The organism is Enterobacter sp. MGH119 (assembly GCF_001037675.1).
Classification (GTDB): domain Bacteria; phylum Pseudomonadota; class Gammaproteobacteria; order Enterobacterales; family Enterobacteriaceae; genus Enterobacter; species Enterobacter hormaechei_C.
Map to the genome: position 1 here is coordinate 105,505 of NZ_KQ089934.1, position 18,131 is coordinate 123,635.

Consider the following 18,131-nt stretch of genomic DNA (forward strand, 5'->3'; position numbering starts at 1 on the left):
ACAGTAAAAATATGGCAGCCCAGCCGATTTGAAGACCTCGTTACCACGACGACAATGACCAATCTGGAGAGTTAAGTATGTCCGCTGAACACGTTTTGACGATGCTGAACGAACATGAAGTGAAGTTTGTTGATCTGCGCTTCACCGATACCAAAGGTAAAGAACAGCACGTCACGATCCCTGCTCATCAGGTGAACGCCGAATTCTTTGAAGAAGGCAAAATGTTTGACGGCTCCTCCATTGGCGGCTGGAAAGGCATTAACGAATCCGACATGGTTCTGATGCCAGATGCAACCACTGCGCTCATTGACCCGTTCTACGAAGAACCTACGCTGATCATCCGCTGCGATATTCTGGAACCTGGCACGCTGCAAGGCTATGACCGTGACCCACGCTCCATCGCAAAACGCGCTGAAGAGTACCTGCGCTCTACCGGCATCGCAGACACCGTTCTGTTCGGGCCAGAGCCAGAGTTCTTCCTGTTCGACGACATCCGTTTTGGTGCTTCCATTTCTGGCTCCCACGTCGCTATCGATGACATCGAAGGCGCATGGAACTCTTCCACCAAGTACGAAGGTGGTAACAAAGGTCACCGTCCGGGCGTGAAAGGCGGTTACTTCCCGGTTCCTCCGGTCGATTCTTCACAGGACATCCGTTCTACCATGTGTCTGATCATGGAAGAGATGGGCCTGGTTGTTGAAGCGCACCACCACGAAGTGGCAACGGCTGGCCAGAACGAGATCGCTACCCGCTTCAACACCATGACCAAAAAAGCGGATGAGATTCAGATCTACAAATACGTTGTACACAACGTTGCGCACCGTTTCGGTAAAACCGCGACCTTCATGCCAAAACCAATGTTTGGCGACAACGGTTCCGGCATGCACTGCCACATGTCCCTGTCCAAGAACGGCACCAACCTGTTCTCTGGTGACAAGTATGCGGGTCTGTCTGAGCAGGCGCTGCACTACATCGGCGGTGTTATCAAACACGCTAAAGCGATCAACGCCCTGGCGAACCCGACCACGAACTCCTACAAGCGTCTGGTTCCAGGCTACGAAGCACCCGTGATGCTGGCGTACTCTGCCCGTAACCGTTCTGCTTCTATCCGTATCCCGGTGGTTGCGTCTCCGAAAGCGCGTCGTATCGAAGTGCGCTTCCCGGACCCGGCGGCTAACCCATACCTGTGCTTCGCAGCACTGCTGATGGCCGGTCTGGACGGTATCAAGAACAAGATCCACCCGGGCGAAGCCATGGACAAAAACCTGTACGACCTGCCGCCAGAAGAAGCGAAAGAGATCCCACAGGTTGCCGGCTCTCTGGAAGAAGCCCTGCAAGCGCTGGACGCAGACCGCGAGTTCCTGACCGCTGGCGGCGTGTTCACCGATGAAGCTATCGACGCTTACATCGCGCTGCGTACCGAAGAAAACGACCGCGTTCGCATGACGCCGCACCCGGTTGAGTTTGAACTGTACTACAGCGTTTAATTGTTTTGTTTTACTCGGCGCATACGCGTCGGGAGTAGTTGCCGTGGAAACTTTAGCCCATCTTCGGATGGGCTTTTTTCTCCACCAACAACCTGATCTCACGCGCTTTTTACCTCTAAAACGCTATACTGCACTAAAATAGTGCAACGACTCCAGGAGACTGCTGAATGGCAACTGGCACGCTGCCCGATGCTGGGCAGATCCTCAATTCTTTGATTAACAGTATTTTGCTGGTCGACGACGAGCTGGCGGTGCATTACGCCAACCCGGCGGCGCAACAGCTGCTCGCCCAAAGCGCCAGAAAACTGTTTGGCACGCCGCTGCCGGAACTGCTGAGCTATTTCTCGCTGAATATTGGTCTGATGCAGGAGAGTTTGCAGGCGGGTCAGGGCTTCACCGATAACGAAGTGACGCTGGTGATTGACGGACGCTCGCATATTTTGTCCCTCACCGCACAGCGCCTGCCAGATGGCATGATTCTGCTGGAAATGGCGCCGATGGATAACCAACGTCGTCTCAGCCAGGAGCAGCTTCAGCATGCGCAGCAGATTGCGGCACGCGACCTGGTGCGCGGGCTGGCCCATGAGATCAAAAACCCGCTGGGCGGCTTACGCGGTGCGGCACAGCTTTTGACCAAAGCGCTGCCTGACCCTGCCCTGGCGGAGTATACCAACGTCATTATTGAGCAGGCGGACCGTCTGCGTAATCTGGTCGATCGCCTGCTCGGGCCACAGCAGCCGGGGATGCATGTTTCAGAAAGCATTCACAAGGTCGCGGAGCGGGTGGTGAAACTCGTCTCTATGGAGCTGCCGGATAACGTCACGCTGGTGCGTGATTACGACCCAAGCCTGCCGGAGCTGGCGCACGATCCGGACCAGATTGAACAGGTGCTGTTGAACATTGTGCGTAACGCGTTGCAGGCGCTGGGCCCGGAGGGTGGCGAAATTATTCTGCGTACCCGCACCGCGTTCCAGCTGACGCTGCACGGCGTGCGTTATCGTCTGGCGGCACGTATTGATGTGGAAGATAACGGGCCGGGGATCCCGCCACATCTCCAGGACACTCTGTTCTACCCGATGGTCAGCGGTCGCGAAGGCGGCACCGGGCTGGGGTTATCCATAGCCCGTAATTTGATTGACCAACACTCCGGCAAAATTGAATTTACCAGTTGGCCGGGACATACCGAGTTTTCGGTTTTCCTGCCGATTAAAAAATAAAGGTGACGTTTATGCAACGAGGGATAGTCTGGGTAGTCGATGACGATAGCTCCATCCGTTGGGTGCTTGAACGCGCACTCACAGGAGCGGGATTAAGCTGCACGACGTTTGAGAGCGGCAGCGAGGTGCTCGACGCACTCACCACCAAAACGCCGGACGTTCTGCTCTCGGATATTCGCATGCCGGGCATGGACGGACTGGCGCTCTTAAAGCAGATCAAACAGCGCCACCCCATGCTTCCGGTCATCATAATGACCGCCCACTCCGACCTGGATGCCGCCGTTAGCGCCTACCAGCAGGGGGCGTTTGATTATCTGCCAAAACCGTTTGATATCGACGAAGCCGTTGCCCTGGTCGAACGCGCCATCAGCCACTATCAGGAGCAACAGCAGCCCCGCCACGCGCCGGATTTCGGGCCTACGACGGACATCATCGGTGAAGCGCCGGCCATGCAGGACGTGTTTCGCATCATCGGGCGTCTGTCGCGCTCGTCTATCAGCGTCTTGATTAACGGTGAATCAGGGACCGGTAAAGAGCTGGTTGCACACGCCCTGCATCGCCACAGCCCGCGGGCGAAAGCCCCCTTTATCGCCCTGAACATGGCAGCGATCCCTAAGGATTTAATTGAATCTGAGCTGTTCGGCCACGAAAAAGGGGCGTTTACCGGAGCCAATACCATTCGTCAGGGACGCTTTGAACAGGCTGACGGCGGCACGCTTTTCCTGGATGAAATCGGCGATATGCCGCTGGATGTTCAGACCCGACTGCTGCGCGTGCTGGCAGATGGCCAGTTTTACCGCGTGGGCGGGTATGCGCCGGTGAAGGTGGACGTGCGTATTATTGCCGCGACGCACCAGAACCTGGAGCTGCGCGTGCAGGAGGGGAAATTCCGTGAGGATTTATTCCATCGTCTGAACGTGATCCGTGTCCACCTGCCGCCGCTGCGCGAGCGTCGGGAAGATATCCCGCGTCTGGCGCGCCATTTCCTGCAAGTGGCGGCCCGCGAGCTGGGCGTGGAAGCCAAGCAGCTTCATCCGGAAACGGATGCCGCCCTCACCCGTCTGGCGTGGCCTGGCAACGTGCGTCAGCTGGAAAACACCTGTCGCTGGCTGACCGTGATGGCCGCCGGACAGGAAGTGTTGATTCAGGATCTCCCCGCCGAGCTGTTTGAAGCCACCGTGCCCGAAAGCACCGCCGGACATGCGCTGCCGGACAGCTGGGCGACGCTGCTGGCGCAGTGGGCAGATCGCGCGCTGCGTTCCGGTCATCAAAATCTGCTCTCCGAAGCGCAGCCTGAGATGGAGCGCACGCTGTTAACTACCGCGCTTCGTCATACCCAGGGCCACAAACAGGAAGCGGCTCGCCTGTTGGGATGGGGTCGAAACACCCTGACGCGCAAGCTGAAAGAGCTGGGAATGGAGTGATCTTACTCCGCTGTGTAAAGGTTACTAATTGAGCGCAAAGTGCCGTTATTTTGCGCTTTACTGTTCCGATGAGTTTTGTATGATCGTGCCCGGAAACAGGGGGGAGCATCATGCTGGAATCATTAGTGACTTTGCTTTCGAGCGGAGCAGCAGAAAGCCACACGCCACAAACTGCCGTTGCGGCGGTGCTGTGTGCGGCGCTGGTTGGGCTGTTTAGCTAACGAGCTGTTGATGAAAAGCCGGGTGGCGCTTCGCTTACCCGGCTTTTCAACTTAAATCACCCGCGAGAACTGCTGTAAACGCGCCTTCTGACGTAGATAGGCATCGAAGCACATGCAGATATTACGAATCAACAGACGTCCTTTCGGCGTGACGACCACCGCGCTTTCCGACACATCCACCAGCCCGTCCTTCGCCAGCGGCGCAAGGAGTTTCAGGTCTTCGGCAAAGTAATCGCTGAATTGCAGATCCCATTGCGACTCCACCTCGCGGAATTCGAGACGGAAGTTGCAGATAAGCGCCTTAATCACATCACGACGGATGCAGTCGTCACGCGTTAACGCAATGCCGCGCCACAATGCGTTACCCGTTTCATCAACCTGCTGGTAGTACAGCTTCAGCTCTTTCTGGTTCTGAGCGTAGCAGTCGCCAATCATGCTAATGGCGGAGACGCCCATTCCGAGCAGATCGGTATCGCCCTGGGTGGTGTAACCCTGGAAGTTACGGTGGAGAACACCTTCGCGCTGGGCAATTGCCAGTTCGTCGTCAGGGCGGGCAAAGTGATCCATCCCGATAAACTGATAGCCGGTTTCGGTCAGCGAGGCGATGGTCTCCTGCAAAATGTCTAGCTTCTGCTGGGCGGAAGGCAGATCCGCATCTTTGATTTTGCGCTGAGCGGCGAACAGCGTCGGCAGGTGCGCGTAATTAAAGACGCTCAGACGGTCCGGGTTAAGCTCAGCCACGCGTTTAAGCGTGTAGGCGAAGCTCTCCGGCGTCTGCTTCGGCAGGCCGTAAATCAGGTCTATATTCGTTGAGGTAAAGCCGATTTCACGCGCATGGTTGAGTAAGGCAAAGATAAACGCTTCGTCCTGCTCGCGGTTTACCAGGCGCTGTACTTCTTTATTGAAGTCCTGTACGCCCATACTCAGGCGGTTGAAGCCTTCAGCGCGTAAATGATCCAGCACATCCAGCTCGATTTCACGTGGATCGACCTCGATCGAAATTTCGGCGTCGTCGTTAAAACTGAAATTGTCGCGCAGCAGCGCCATCAGGCGGCTGATCTGCGCTTTATTCAGATAGGTTGGCGTACCACCGCCCCAGTGAAGCTGGCTAACGTGACGCCCTTTAAACAGCGGTGCGCGGTGCAGAATTTCCTGTTCGAGCGCATCGAGGTATTGATCGGCTTTGTGCTGCTGGCGGGTAACGATTTTATTGCAGCCGCAGAAGTAGCAGAGCTTATGGCAGAATGGAATATGGACGTAGAGCGACAGCGGGCGCTCGGGATAGCGCACCACAGCATGCTGAAAATCCGCCTCGCCGAAAGCGTCAGAAAACTCCAGCGCGGTGGGGTATGAGGTATAACGCGGCCCGGAATAGTTATATTTCTGGATCAGGGCCAAATCCCAGTCGATAGATGGTACAGACATGCTCACTCCTTCCGTTGGTGTCGCGTTCGTATACGGCGGCCCGTTCTGGTCCCGTTGCGGGCCATCATTCGGGTGCGCAGCCACTTCTGTCGCCGCGACAACCGCCGTAGTTTAACGAATAACCACACCAGATAACATATAACCGGAAGGGTTATAAGCAGGACGAGTGTACCTGCCGGGTGCAAATGTTAGTTTCCACCCTTCAGAAGACGCATCATATCTTCCTGCTTTTCGTCTTCTTCTTCGTCGTCTTCGTCATCGTAAGACAGACCCAGCTTCTGCATCAGCTCGTCGATGCGATCCAGTTTGGCATCCACCCATGACTGCTCTTCGGCGGTCAAGGTTTCACCCTCTTCAAGACGTTCCAGCAGCGCGTCCAGGCGCTCATCGTTCTCCAGCAAATCCAGCTCAGCCTGCGGTGAAAGCATAGGTTTCTCGCTCTTTGGTTTGTGCTGCTTAGTGACCGGGGTGTCTGTCACGCCCAGTGGAATGGGAGTTTTACTGCCGATACGAGGATCTTTCTGCTGTTTGCCTTTTGCAGAAGCGCCTGCGGCACCGCCACCGTTAGCACGGCTACCCGCAGCATGGCCACGATGTTTTTTATCGCGTTTGCGATCGCGCGCTTCCTGATTCAGTTCTTCGCGCGTTTTGCGGCGTGCTTTTGCAGGGCGTTTCGCGCCCGCAGCGGAGGTCGGTTTTTTCATGATGTTTTATCTTTAAGTCGTTTTCTTCAGTATAGAATTCCGGCGAAATCTAGCAGAAAGCAAGCAAAGAAAAAAGGCGACAGAGCAATCTGTCGCCTTTTTTCCTGACTCACAACCCTTAACGGGTCAGACATTCCCTGTTTGCCTGCAACAAACCCTGTTTATCCCTTGGCTACTACCGTCCGTGATACGGTTCCGTTTCCTGTTAAAAACGCCTCCAGGCGCCGGTCGTCCTGACAATCCTGAGTCTTCGCCTCCTGGCGCTCCTGACCCTTATCCTTAAGTCGTTATCCTGTTGGCATCCTCGCCGTAGCACACACTTTACCTTGTTCCTTTAAACTAACAAGCAACGAAAAGGTACAAAACCGGATTTTCAGATAATTACTCATTAATAACTCTTTGAATTTTAATATCTTGAGTTTTTTAGCCCCTGCGATTTCTCTTAAATTTCTCATACGCTTAAGGGCAAATCTCTTACATTTCGCAGGGCTTTCACTTACATGTCAATGACGAAGGGAAAAGCCTTTTGCCCGCATTCAGGTATAATCCCCGCAGATTACGATTTTTGGAGACGACCACGTGACTACCTGGAACTACCAACAGACGCATTTTGTCACCAGTGCGCCCGATATTCGCCACCTGCCCTCAGACACAGGGATTGAAGTGGCATTTGCTGGCCGCTCCAATGCGGGAAAATCCAGTGCCCTGAATACGCTGACCAATCAGAAAAACCTGGCGCGTACCTCAAAAACACCTGGCCGTACACAACTGATTAACCTGTTTGAAGTGGCTGAAGGCAAACGCCTGGTCGATTTACCGGGCTACGGTTACGCGCAGGTACCGGAAGAGATGAAGATCAAATGGCAGCGTGCGCTGGGTGAATACCTGGAAAAACGCATGTGTCTGAAAGGCCTGGTGGTGCTGATGGATATTCGTCATCCGCTGAAAGATCTCGACCAGCAGATGATTGACTGGGCGGTGGCAAGCGATATTGCGGTGCTGGTACTGCTGACAAAAGCGGATAAGCTGGCGAGCGGCGCGCGCAAGGCACAGGTGAATAAGGTTCGTGAAGCGGTGCTGGCATTCAACGGTGATGTACAGGTTGAACCGTTCTCCTCGCTGAAAAAGCAGGGCGTGGATAAACTGCGTCAGAAGCTCGACAGCTGGTTTAACGATCTGGAACCGGCGACAGAAGCGGAAGCAGAGTAATAACAGGCGCGGCGATGACCGCGCTTTTTTCGCCTGAAACTTTCTTTGCCGCAATAAAAAACGCCCCAGTCATTACTGACTGGGGCGGCTAAAATATTCAGCCAAATCCGATTACGTGAAGTAAAAGGTCTGAAAGATAGAACATCTTACCTCTGTACCCTACGTCGTTAACTCTACTCTTTTTTTATCGCTGGACAAAGCACTTTTTGTAGTTTTTTTTCATTCTTTACATAGGGAATTCTAATGATCGTCACAAAACGCGCGTACTTATGTTGCTTACTTACATAAAACGCGCGTTATTCCGTTAGCCCTTAGTGAGCCTGATCCCAGTTTTCGCCGCTACCCACTTCCACCAGCAACGGAACGTCCAGCTTCATGCTGTTTTCCATCAGTTCATGGATCTTCTGAGAGACCGTCTCCAGATCGTCTTTATGAACTTCAAAGACCAGTTCATCGTGTACCTGCATGATCATTTTCACGCGCGGCTTCTCTTTTTCCAACCAGGCATCGACGGCGATCATTGCGCGTTTAATGATGTCCGCCGCAGTGCCCTGCATAGGGGCGTTAATCGCAGCACGTTCAGCACCCGCGCGGCGCGCGGCGTTGCTGGATTTGATGTCCGGAAGGTAGAGACGACGGCCATCCAGCGTTTCAACGTAGCCTTTCTCTTTCGCCTGCGCGCGGGTACGTTCCATATATTCCAGCACGCCCGGATACCGCTCGAAGTAGAGATCCATATACTTCTGCGACTCTTTACGCGGAATATTGAGCTGGCGTGAAAGACCAAAGGCACTCATGCCGTAAATCAGACCGAAGTTGATCGCTTTTGCGCTACGACGCTGCTCATTTGTCACGCTCTCCAGCGGCAGCCCAAACACTTCGGCAGCGGTTGCCCGGTGAATGTCCTTCCCTTCGGCAAAGGCCGTCAGCAGGCCTTTGTCGCGTGACAGGTGCGCCATAATACGCAGTTCGATTTGCGAATAGTCCGCGGAGACAATCAGGTAATCCTCTGGCGCAATGAAAGCCTGGCGAATACGGCGGCCCTCTTCATTACGCACCGGAATGTTCTGAAGGTTAGGATCGGTTGACGAAAGTCGCCCGGTCGCCGCCACAGCCTGGTGATAGGAGGTGTGCACGCGGCCCGTTTTCGGGTTGATCATCAACGGCAGTTTGTCGGTATAGGTCGATTTCAGCTTAGCCAGACCGCGGTATTGCAGAATAACTTTTGGCAGCGGATAGTCCAGCGCCAGCTCTTCCAGCACCTCTTCAGACGTTGAAGGAGCGCCGCCCGGGGTTTTCTTCAGCGGCTTGATACCCTGTTTTTCAAACAGGATGGTTTGCAGCTGTTTCGGTGAAGACAGGTTAAATGCCTCGCCAGCAAGCTCATGCGCTTTCTGTTCAAGCTCGGTCAGGCGCTGCGCCAGCTCACCAGAGTGGTTATGCAGCACCGTTGGGTCGATTTTAACGCCATTGCGCTCAATGCGGGACAGCACAGGCACCAGCGGCATCTCAATGTTCTCGAACACATTCAGCGGCCCTTCGTGCTTCTGCAATTTCGGCCACATTTTGAGATGCAGCTGTAGCGTGACGTCAGCGTCTTCCGCGGCGTAGCGGCCTGCCTCTTCCAGCGCGATCTGGTTAAAGGTCAGCTGATTTTTACCCTTACCGGCAATTTCTTCAAAGGTGATGGTTTTGTGTTTCAGCCAACGATCGGATAAGGAATCCATATCATGGCGGCCCGCCACGCTGTCCAGAATGTAAGATTCAAGCATGGTGTCAAAAGCGATACCACGCAGCTCAATGCCGTAGTTTTGCAGAATACCGCGGTCATACTTCAGGTTTTGCCCGACCTTCAGCGCTTTCTCGTCTTCCAGAATCGGCTTCAGTAGTTCTAAGGCGCGCTCGCGGGAGATTTGCTCCGGCGCATCCAGATAGTCGTGAGCAACCGGAACATAGGCGGCAACACCCGGCTCCGTCGCGAATGACAGACCCACCATATTAGCCGTAATGTTATCAAGGCTGTCCGTTTCGGTATCGAAAGCAAATACTGGCGCTTTTTTCAGCTTTTCAATCCAGGCGACGAGCCGTGACTCTTCCAGGATGGTTTCATAGTTGTCGAAGGAGAGCGCTACCGCCTCTTCTTCTGACTGCTCTTCGGCATCGACAACGATGGTCTCTTTCGGCTTCGCCGCAGGTTTAGCCCCTTTCGCCTGAAGCCATTTACCGGCTTCAACATCCGCGGTCCAGCGTTTAAATTCGTATTTTCTGAACAGACCAAGCAGTTCGTCGGCGGCGGGTTCCTGCACTTCCAGCTGCTCGCAGGTAAGCTCCAGCTCTACGTCAGTTTTGATGGTGGCCAACTGATAGGAGAGATAAGCCACCTCTTTGTTATCGGCGAGCTTTCCGGCCATGGTTTTTGCGCCACGGAAGGTAAGACCGGCAATTTTGTCGGACTCTGCATACAGCGTATCCAGCCCGCCCAGCCCTTGCAGCAGCGCCTGAGCTGTTTTTTCACCCACGCCCGGCACGCCAGGAATGTTATCCGAGGAATCGCCCATCAGGGCGAGGAAATCAATAATGAGCTCTGGCGGCACACCATATTTGGCGACCACTTCTTCCGGGCCAAGAATGGTGTTTGTCATGGTGTTGATCAGCGTAATCCCTGGCGTTACCAGCTGCGCCATGTCTTTATCACCGGTACTGATCAGAACCGGGCGGCCTGCTTTTTCCGCTTCGCGCGCCAGGGTACCAATTACGTCGTCAGCTTCAACGCCAGAGACCGCCAGCAGTGGCAGCCCCATCGCTTTCACCATAGCGTGCAGCGGTTCAATCTGCGCACGCAGATCGTCAGGCATAGGGGGACGGTGTGATTTGTAGTGCTCAAATAATTCATCGCGGAAGGTTTTACCCTTCGCATCAAACACCACGGCCGCATGGGTTGGATGGTATTGCAGAATCAGGCTGCGCAGCATATTCAGCACGCCGTACATTGCGCCGGTAGGTTCCCCTGCGCTGTTGGTCAGAGGAGGAAACGCATGATACGCCCGATACAGGTAAGAAGAGCCATCGACGAGTATAAGTGGGTTTTCTGGGATCTGAACCATAATGTCCGTGCCTGTTATGAATTTATGGGTAAAGGATGCCACAGAAGGATGAAAACATCAGGTTTTAGCGCTTTATACAGAAAAAGATTTTGCGATCGGGAAGATCGCTCGCAAAACAAAACTGTGGATAAGTTTGTGCATATTTTTAATACAGGTGAATAACAGCTTGATAAAAGTGATATTGAAAACTTATTTATCTATTTAAATCAAACAATTAATACGAGATCAATTAAGATCACACCTCACTGATGGTTATTTAGTCTATGTGGATATAAGGCTTAAGCACCTTGTCTATAGGGAAAAATTCGAGGCCTGCCAGGAAAAGCCGCGGCCTCCTGGTGTGAAAGCGCCCTGGTCTGAGCGAATTTCTGATAAGATCGGCGCCCAGCACCGGATAGCCGGCTGCTCAATTACAGCTAACTATCTGAAAAAATTCATCATGTCGAGAATACTCGCTGCGATAACATTATTATTAAGCGTCATTTTAACTATTCTGGTTACTATCGCCTGTTCTGTGCCAATCATCGTTGCCGGAATAATTAAGCTCCTGTTGCCTGTCCCTCCGGTATGGCGCGCGGTGTCTGCTTTTTGTAATTTTATGATGTACTGCTGGTGTGAAGGCCTGGCGATCCTGCTGCATCTGAACCCCTGGCTGAAGTGGGACGTTCAGGGTCTGGAGAAGCTGAACAAAAAGAACTGGTATCTGCTGATCTGCAATCACCACAGCTGGGCCGACATTGTTGTATTGTGCGTACTGTTTCGCAAACACATTCCGATGAATAAATACTTTCTGAAACAGCAGCTGGCCTGGGTGCCTTTCATTGGTCTGGCCTGCTGGGCGCTGGATATGCCGTTTATGAAACGCTATTCACGCAGCTATTTGATTCGTCATCCGGAACGCCGCGGTAAGGACGTGGAAACCACGCGCCGTTCTTGCGAGAAGTTTCGCGCGCATCCCACCACCATTGTTAACTTCGTCGAAGGATCGCGCTTTACCGAAGAGAAGCGCCAGCAAACTCGCTCTCCTTATCAGAACCTGTTGCCGCCAAAGGCTGCGGGCATCGCAATGGCGCTCAACGTGCTGGGTGAGCAGTTCGATAAATTGTTGAACGTAACGCTCTGCTATCCGGAAAACGACAGGACGCCATTCTACGACATGCTCAGCGGCAGGCTGACGCGTATCGTTGTCCGCGTTGATCTGGTGCCCGTCAATACTGAACTGCACGGGGATTACGTCAACGATAAAAACTTCAAACGTCGTTTCCAGCTTTGGCTTAATACACTCTGGAAAGAGAAAGACGAGCAGATAGCGAAGATTAAATCTTCATACAAAAACGCCGGTCAGTGACCGGCGTTTTTCTTTATGGTTGTTACTTTTTCTCAACCAGGTATTTCACGGTATCAGCGTACTGTTGTACGAAGATATCCATGCTGGTCGTGTCCATACCACGCATATTCACCTGGTATTTGCCGTTAACATACATCGCCGGCACGCCCTGCAACTGGAAGTCAGCGGCAGCTTTTTCCTGCTGTGCCACGAGAGATTTCACCACAAAACTGTTCCAGGCAGCGTCGTAGTCTTCACCTTTCACACCGGCATCTACGAACACTTTACGGATATCTGCCGTAGTTTGTACGGTCTGGGTTTTCTGTACGGCTTCAAACATAGGCGCGGTGATCTTATCTTCCACACCCAGCGCAATCGCGACCGCCCATGCCTGAGTCAGATCTTTGCCCAGTGGGCCAAGGAACTCAACGTGGTATTTCGTCATTTTGGTGCCTTCCGGCAGCTTTTTCTTCACGTTGTCAGAAACATGAAGTACCTGCTCAAACTCGTAGCAGTGCGGGCAGTAGAAGGAGAAGAACTCCAGCACCTGAGGCTCGCCAGCAACAGGCTTGTCTAGCGTAATGTACTGCTTGCCGTCGGTAAACTGCGCAGCAGTTGCGCTAAATGCCAGAATCATACCAGCCAGCGCCAGCCAAATTTTTTTCATGATCAACTCTCTCCTGGGTGTGTCCAATTAATACATCGGCGTTAATTGCAAAGGGGGTTCCTGTAGAACCTTAACCTGCTCGGTAAATGTGGATATCTGGTTGCGCCAGTAATCCTCCCCGGTAAGCCAGGGGAAATTTCGGGGAAAAGCCGGGTCTTCCCAACGCCTGATTAACCACGCGAGATAATAAACAAATCGCATCGCACGTAAAGGCTCTATCAAGGCAATTTCGTCTGAATTAAAGGGGATAAATTCTTCATAAGCTTCAATTATGGTCTCAAGCTGCATGCGCTGCTCGGCTTTATCACCGTTGAGTAGCATCCATAGATCCTGCACCGCGGGTCCCATACGTGCGTCATCAAGATCGACAAATAGCGGCCCATCGCGCCAGAGAATATTCCCGGCGTGGCAGTCACCGTGCAGGCGCAGAGTAGTAATATCATCCCGCCAGCAGGCTTTTACAGCATCAATAAGCTTATCGGTCGCCGTGAGGAAATTATCCTTTAGTGCATTCGGGATCAGCGCCGATGTTTCGAATACCTGTCGCGGCTCAATAAGATATTCCTGAACACCAATCGTCGGACGGGCAACAAACGGTTTTTTACGTCCCGTCTGATGAATGCGCCCCAGATAGCGGGCAACCCATTCCATCTGATCGATATTATCTGCCTCAAACTGTCTTCCGCCCAGGCTCGGAAATACCGCGTAGTAAAAGCCCTGATGGGTCAGCAGCGTTTGGTTATTGAATTTAATCGGTGCCGCAACGGGAACATCGTCATCCAGTAGATCGTGGGCAAACTGATGTTCTTCCTGAATTTGTTCTGCGGACCAGCGCTGTGGACGGTAAAACTTTACGACAAAGCGCTGGCGCTCTTCGTCCTGAAATTGGTAGACACGGTTTTCGTAGCTGTTTAAAGCGGTTAACCCGGAATCCACCCGAATACCCTGCTCGAACAGCGCATCCATAATGGTATCCGGGTGTAGTGTCTGGAAAGTAAAAGCCTGGTCGTTCATCCGATCATCCGGAAATTATACGAATGATTCAGGATATCATCTTGTGGCGATTTCGGTGGCTCCGCTTACAAGCTTTTACTCTTTAATTACGCCTCGGGCGCGCAGTAATGCGGTTTTAAAATCCTCTTCATAATCTTTCTGAATGCCAGGAATAACAGCATCTTTAGCCGAGTCACGCATTTTCAGGTGGTAGATCAGGATGTCGTCAGAAAGGTCCGCCAGTTCGCCATCAAAACCTGACTCTTTCGCCAGTTTCTGTAAAAATTGCATCAGATTCAGCTCTGGCTCTTTTTGCCAGGCCGGCTGGAGAAGCTCAATGACTTCATTAAGACGTTTACATTTCATGGTAGTGCTCCTTTCATTTAGAGAGACACGTTAGCAGGGTCAATCCCACAATAAAAGAGGCGATATTCGTGAATCAATGCCAGGAAATCATCGGGGTTGTTCTGACCGGGGGCAGGGCAACGCGAATGGGTGGAAAGGATAAGGGACTTCAGCTCCTGAACAACACACCATTATGGCAGCATGTTGCTGATACGCTTGCAGATCAGGTGTCATCGATGGCGATCAGCGCTAACCGACATGTTGATATTTATCAGCGCAGCGGGTATCCGGTTTATCAGGATAACCTGATGGACTACCCCGGTCCGCTGGCGGGAATGCTTTCTGTTATGCAGCAGTCGTACGGAGAGTGGTTTCTCTTTTGTTCATGTGATACGCCCTTCATCCCGTCCTGTCTGGTTGAACGTCTGGTGCAGCGGCGCGGTGGTGCTCCCGTCGTCTGGGTACACGACGGTGAACGCGACCATCCAACGATCGCATTGATTAATCGCTCGTTAATATCCGCGCTGGAAGATTACCTGGCCGCAGGAGAGCGACGCGTCATGGTATTTATGCGCCAGTCCGGAGGGCATTCCGTTGATTTCAGCGACATGAAATCGGCGTTTGTGAATGTAAACACGACGGAAGATTTGCAGATGATGCAGGAGAGAAAATGATACCCGTATTAGCGATCTCAGCCTGGAGTGGCACCGGGAAAACTTCGCTGCTAAAAAAACTGATACCTGCACTTTGCGCCAAAGGCATTCGTCCCGGATTGATTAAGCATACGCACCATAACATGGATGTCGATAAACCGGGGAAAGATAGCTATGAGCTGCGTAAGGCTGGCGCTGCACAAACGATGGTGGCGAGTAACCAGCGCTGGGCGTTAATGACAGAAACACCGGATGAAGCACCGCTGGATCTCGCTTATCTTGTCAGCCGGATGGATCACTCCACGCTGGATCTGGTGCTGGTTGAGGGGTTTAAGCATGAGGCTGTTGCGAAGATCCTGCTATTCAGAAGCGATGCCGGACATGACGTAAGTGAGTTAACGCTGGATGAACATGTGATTGCCGTGGCCAGTGACGTTGCGTTGACGCTGAAAGTACCGGTTCTGGATTTGAATAATGTGGAGGGGATTGCAGCGTTTATTTCGGCGTGGTGTGCAGTCTGAAATCTGCCGGGTGACGGCTTCTTAAGGCCTGCCGTTTTTCAGCAAACAAACGCAAAAAGGCCATCCTTGCGGATGGCCTCTTCACTTGTTTGATGCCTGGCAGTTCCCTACTCTCACATGGGGAGACCCCACACTACCATCGGCGCTACGGCGTTTCACTTCTGAGTTCGGCATGGGGTCAGGTGGGACCACCGCGCTAAAGCCGCCAGGCAAATTCTGTTAATCTGTATCAGGCTGAAAATCGTGTCTGTCTCTTCGCCAAAACATCTTCGGCGTTGTAAGGTTAAGCCTCACGGTTCATTAGTATCGGTTAGCTCAACGCATCGCTGCGCTTACACACCCGACCTATCAACGTCGTCGTCTTCAACGTTCCTTCAGGAGACTTAAAGTCTCAGGGAGAACTCATCTCGGGGCAAGTTTCGTGCTTAGATGCTTTCAGCACTTATCTCTTCCGCATTTAGCTACCGGGCAGTGCCATTGGCATGACAACCCGAACACCAGTGATGCGTCCACTCCGGTCCTCTCGTACTAGGAGCAGCCCCCCTCAATTCTCCAGCGCCCACGGCAGATAGGGACCGAACTGTCTCACGACGTTCTAAACCCAGCTCGCGTACCACTTTAAATGGCGAACAGCCATACCCTTGGGACCTACTTCAGCCCCAGGATGTGATGAGCCGACATCGAGGTGCCAAACACCGCCGTCGATATGAACTCTTGGGCGGTATCAGCCTGTTATCCCCGGAGTACCTTTTATCCGTTGAGCGATGGCCCTTCCATTCAGAACCACCGGATCACTATGACCTGCTTTCGCACCTGCTCGCGCCGTCACGCTCGCAGTCAAGCTGGCTTATGCCATTGCACTAACCTCCTGATGTCCGACCAGGATTAGCCAACCTTCGTGCTCCTCCGTTACTCTTTGGGAGGAGACCGCCCCAGTCAAACTACCCACCAGACACTGTCCGCAACCCGGATCACGGGTCTACGTTAGAACACCAGCCATTAAAGGGTGGTATTTCAAGGGCGGCTCCACGCAGACTGGCGTCCACGCTTCAAAGCCTCCCACCTATCCTACACATCAAGGACCAGTGTTCAGTGTCAAGCTATAGTAAAGGTTCACGGGGTCTTTCCGTCTTGCCGCGGGTACACTGCATCTTCACAGCGAGTTCAATTTCACTGAGTCTCGGGTGGAGACAGCCTGGCCATCATTACGCCATTCGTGCAGGTCGGAACTTACCCGACAAGGAATTTCGCTACCTTAGGACCGTTATAGTTACGGCCGCCGTTTACCGGGGCTTCGATCAAGAGCTTCGCGTTGCCGCTAACCCCATCAATTAACCTTCCGGCACCGGGCAGGCGTCACACCGTATACGTCCACTTTCGTGTTTGCACAGTGCTGTGTTTTTAATAAACAGTTGCAGCCAGCTGGTATCTTCGACTGATTTCAGCTCCGTCCGCAGGGACTTCACCTACATATCAGCGTGCCTTCTCCCGAAGTTACGGCACCATTTTGCCTAGTTCCTTCACCCGAGTTCTCTCAAGCGCCTTGGTATTCTCTACCTGACCACCTGTGTCGGTTTGGGGTACGATTTCGTGTTACCTGATGCTTAGAGGCTTTTCCTGGAAGCAGGGCATTTATCACTTCAGCACCGTAGTGCCTCGTCATCACACCTCAGCGTTAAAAGGTACCGGATTTACCTGGAACCTCCGCCTACATGCTTAAACCGGGACAACCGTCGCCCGGCTGACATAGCCTTCTCCGTCCCCCCTTCGCAGTAACACCAAGTACAGGAATATTAACCTGTTTCCCATCGACTACGCCTTTCGGCCTCGCCTTAGGGGTCGACTCACCCTGCCCCGATTAACGTTGGACAGGAACCCTTGGTCTTCCGGCGAGCGGGCTTTTCACCCGCTTTATCGTTACTTATGTCAGCATTCGCACTTCTGATACCTCCAGCATGCCTCACAGCACACCTTCAACGGCTTACAGAACGCTCCCCTACCCAACAACACATAGTGTCGCTGCCGCAGCTTCGGTGCATGGTTTAGCCCCGTTACATCTTCCGCGCAGGCCGACTCGACCAGTGAGCTATTACGCTTTCTTTAAATGATGGCTGCTTCTAAGCCAACATCCTGGCTGTCTGTGCCTTCCCACATCGTTTCCCACTTAACCATGACTTTGGGACCTTAGCTGGCGGTCTGGGTTGTTTCCCTCTTCACGACGGACGTTAGCACCCGCCGTGTGTCTCCCGTGATAACATTCTTCGGTATTCGTAGTTTGCATCGGGTTGGTAAGCCGGGATGGCCCCCTAGCCGAAACAGTGCTCTACCCCCGAAGATGAGTTCACGAGGCGCTACCTAAATAGCTTTCGGGGAGAACCAGCTATCTCCCGGTTTGATTGGCCTTTCACCCCCAGCCACAGGTCATCCGCTAATTTTTCAACATTAGTCGGTTCGGTCCTCCAGTTAGTGTTACCCAACCTTCAACCTGCCCATGGCTAGATCACCGGGTTTCGGGTCTATACCCTGCAACTTAACGCCCAGTTAAGACTCGGTTTCCCTTCGGCTCCCCTATACGGTTAACCTTGCTACAGAATATAAGTCGCTGACCCATTATACAAAAGGTACGCAGTCACCCCATAAAGAGGCTCCCACTGCTTGTACGTACACGGTTTCAGGTTCTTTTTCACTCCCCTCGCCGGGGTTCTTTTCGCCTTTCCCTCACGGTACTGGTTCACTATCGGTCAGTCAGGAGTATTTAGCCTTGGAGGATGGTCCCCCCATATTCAGACAGGATACCACGTGTCCCGCCCTACTCTTCGAGTTCACAGCAAGTG

At 53.0% G+C, this 18,131-nt stretch carries 14 protein-coding genes and 2 rRNA genes; 8 read left to right on the plus strand and 8 right to left on the minus strand.

Translation table 11 applies throughout. From position 1 onward, the window contains the following. Positions 1 to 77: 77 nt before the first annotated feature. The 4 genes from glnA to SK53_RS23680 all read left to right on the plus strand — a co-directional run bounded on the left by glnA (position 78) and on the right by SK53_RS23680 (position 4,349). Entirely contained in the window at positions 78 to 1,487 is a 1,410-nt protein-coding gene (glnA, locus tag SK53_RS20650) for a glutamate--ammonia ligase (RefSeq protein WP_003861925.1), read from the plus strand. A 167-nt stretch (positions 1,488 to 1,654) separates the two neighbouring features. Further along, a complete protein-coding gene (gene glnL, locus SK53_RS20655) occupies positions 1,655 to 2,704 on the plus strand; it encodes a nitrogen regulation protein NR(II) (protein WP_003861923.1) in 1,050 nt (349 codons plus the stop codon). 11 nt (positions 2,705 to 2,715) lie between these two features. Then, the gene (gene glnG, locus SK53_RS20660) at positions 2,716 to 4,128 is read left to right on the plus strand and encodes a nitrogen regulation protein NR(I) (RefSeq protein ID WP_003861919.1); all 1,413 of its coding nucleotides are present in this window, start codon (positions 2,716 to 2,718) and stop codon (positions 4,126 to 4,128) included. A 110-nt stretch (positions 4,129 to 4,238) separates the two neighbouring features. After that, the gene (locus tag SK53_RS23680) at positions 4,239 to 4,349 is read left to right on the plus strand and encodes a YshB family small membrane protein (protein WP_017382667.1); all 111 of its coding nucleotides are present in this window, start codon (positions 4,239 to 4,241) and stop codon (positions 4,347 to 4,349) included. Between the two features lie 51 nt (positions 4,350 to 4,400). Here the strand turns inward: SK53_RS23680 and hemN are convergent, their stop codons facing one another. Both hemN and yihI read right to left on the minus strand, forming a co-directional pair. After that, positions 4,401 to 5,774 carry an oxygen-independent coproporphyrinogen III oxidase gene (gene hemN, locus SK53_RS20670; protein WP_023315061.1) on the minus strand — a complete coding sequence of 458 codons (1,374 nt, stop codon included), beginning with the start codon at positions 5,772 to 5,774 and terminating at the stop codon, positions 4,401 to 4,403. A 188-nt stretch (positions 5,775 to 5,962) separates the two neighbouring features. Continuing rightward, a complete protein-coding gene (gene yihI / locus SK53_RS20675) occupies positions 5,963 to 6,478 on the minus strand; it encodes a Der GTPase-activating protein YihI (protein ID WP_014885763.1) in 516 nt (171 codons plus the stop codon). Between the two features lie 579 nt (positions 6,479 to 7,057). Here yihI and yihA point away from each other — a divergent pair. Then, positions 7,058 to 7,687: a ribosome biogenesis GTP-binding protein YihA/YsxC gene (gene yihA, locus SK53_RS20680; RefSeq protein ID WP_003861913.1), complete on the plus strand. Its 630-nt coding sequence runs from the start codon at positions 7,058 to 7,060 to the stop codon at positions 7,685 to 7,687. A 311-nt stretch (positions 7,688 to 7,998) separates the two neighbouring features. Here yihA and polA read toward each other — a convergent pair whose 3' ends face one another. Then, the gene (gene polA / locus SK53_RS20685) at positions 7,999 to 10,791 is read right to left on the minus strand and encodes a DNA polymerase I (RefSeq protein ID WP_048209949.1); all 2,793 of its coding nucleotides are present in this window, start codon (positions 10,789 to 10,791) and stop codon (positions 7,999 to 8,001) included. A 439-nt stretch (positions 10,792 to 11,230) separates the two neighbouring features. Between polA and SK53_RS20690 the strand changes: the two genes are divergently transcribed. Then, entirely contained in the window at positions 11,231 to 12,139 is a 909-nt protein-coding gene (locus SK53_RS20690) for an acyltransferase (protein ID WP_003861910.1), read from the plus strand. Between the two features lie 22 nt (positions 12,140 to 12,161). Here the strand turns inward: SK53_RS20690 and dsbA are convergent, their stop codons facing one another. The 3 genes from dsbA to SK53_RS20705 form a co-directional block, all read right to left on the minus strand. Next, positions 12,162 to 12,785: a thiol:disulfide interchange protein DsbA gene (dsbA, locus tag SK53_RS20695; RefSeq protein ID WP_003861908.1), complete on the minus strand. Its 624-nt coding sequence runs from the start codon at positions 12,783 to 12,785 to the stop codon at positions 12,162 to 12,164. Positions 12,786 to 12,812: 27 nt separating this feature from the next. After that, the gene (locus SK53_RS20700) at positions 12,813 to 13,799 is read right to left on the minus strand and encodes a serine/threonine protein kinase (RefSeq protein ID WP_003861905.1); all 987 of its coding nucleotides are present in this window, start codon (positions 13,797 to 13,799) and stop codon (positions 12,813 to 12,815) included. A 75-nt stretch (positions 13,800 to 13,874) separates the two neighbouring features. Continuing rightward, entirely contained in the window at positions 13,875 to 14,144 is a 270-nt protein-coding gene (locus tag SK53_RS20705) for a YihD family protein (RefSeq protein ID WP_003861904.1), read from the minus strand. A gap of 68 nt (positions 14,145 to 14,212) precedes the next feature. Here SK53_RS20705 and mobA point away from each other — a divergent pair, with 68 nt between their 5' ends. Both mobA and mobB read left to right on the plus strand, forming a co-directional pair. Beyond that, a complete protein-coding gene (gene mobA / locus SK53_RS20710; protein ID WP_048209950.1) occupies positions 14,213 to 14,797 on the plus strand; it encodes a molybdenum cofactor guanylyltransferase MobA in 585 nt (194 codons plus the stop codon). Next, a complete protein-coding gene (gene mobB, locus SK53_RS20715; RefSeq protein ID WP_003861899.1) occupies positions 14,794 to 15,297 on the plus strand; it encodes a molybdopterin-guanine dinucleotide biosynthesis protein MobB in 504 nt (167 codons plus the stop codon). Before mobA ends, mobB begins: the two co-directional genes overlap by 4 nt. Positions 15,298 to 15,391: 94 nt before the next feature. On the opposite strand, the gene rrf is transcribed toward mobB, so the two are convergent. Both rrf and SK53_RS20725 read right to left on the minus strand, forming a co-directional pair. After that, positions 15,392 to 15,507: ribosomal RNA gene (gene rrf / locus SK53_RS20720) — 5S ribosomal RNA — on the minus strand. A gap of 69 nt (positions 15,508 to 15,576) precedes the next feature. After that, positions 15,577 to 18,131, minus strand: a 23S ribosomal RNA gene (locus SK53_RS20725); the annotation flags it as partial.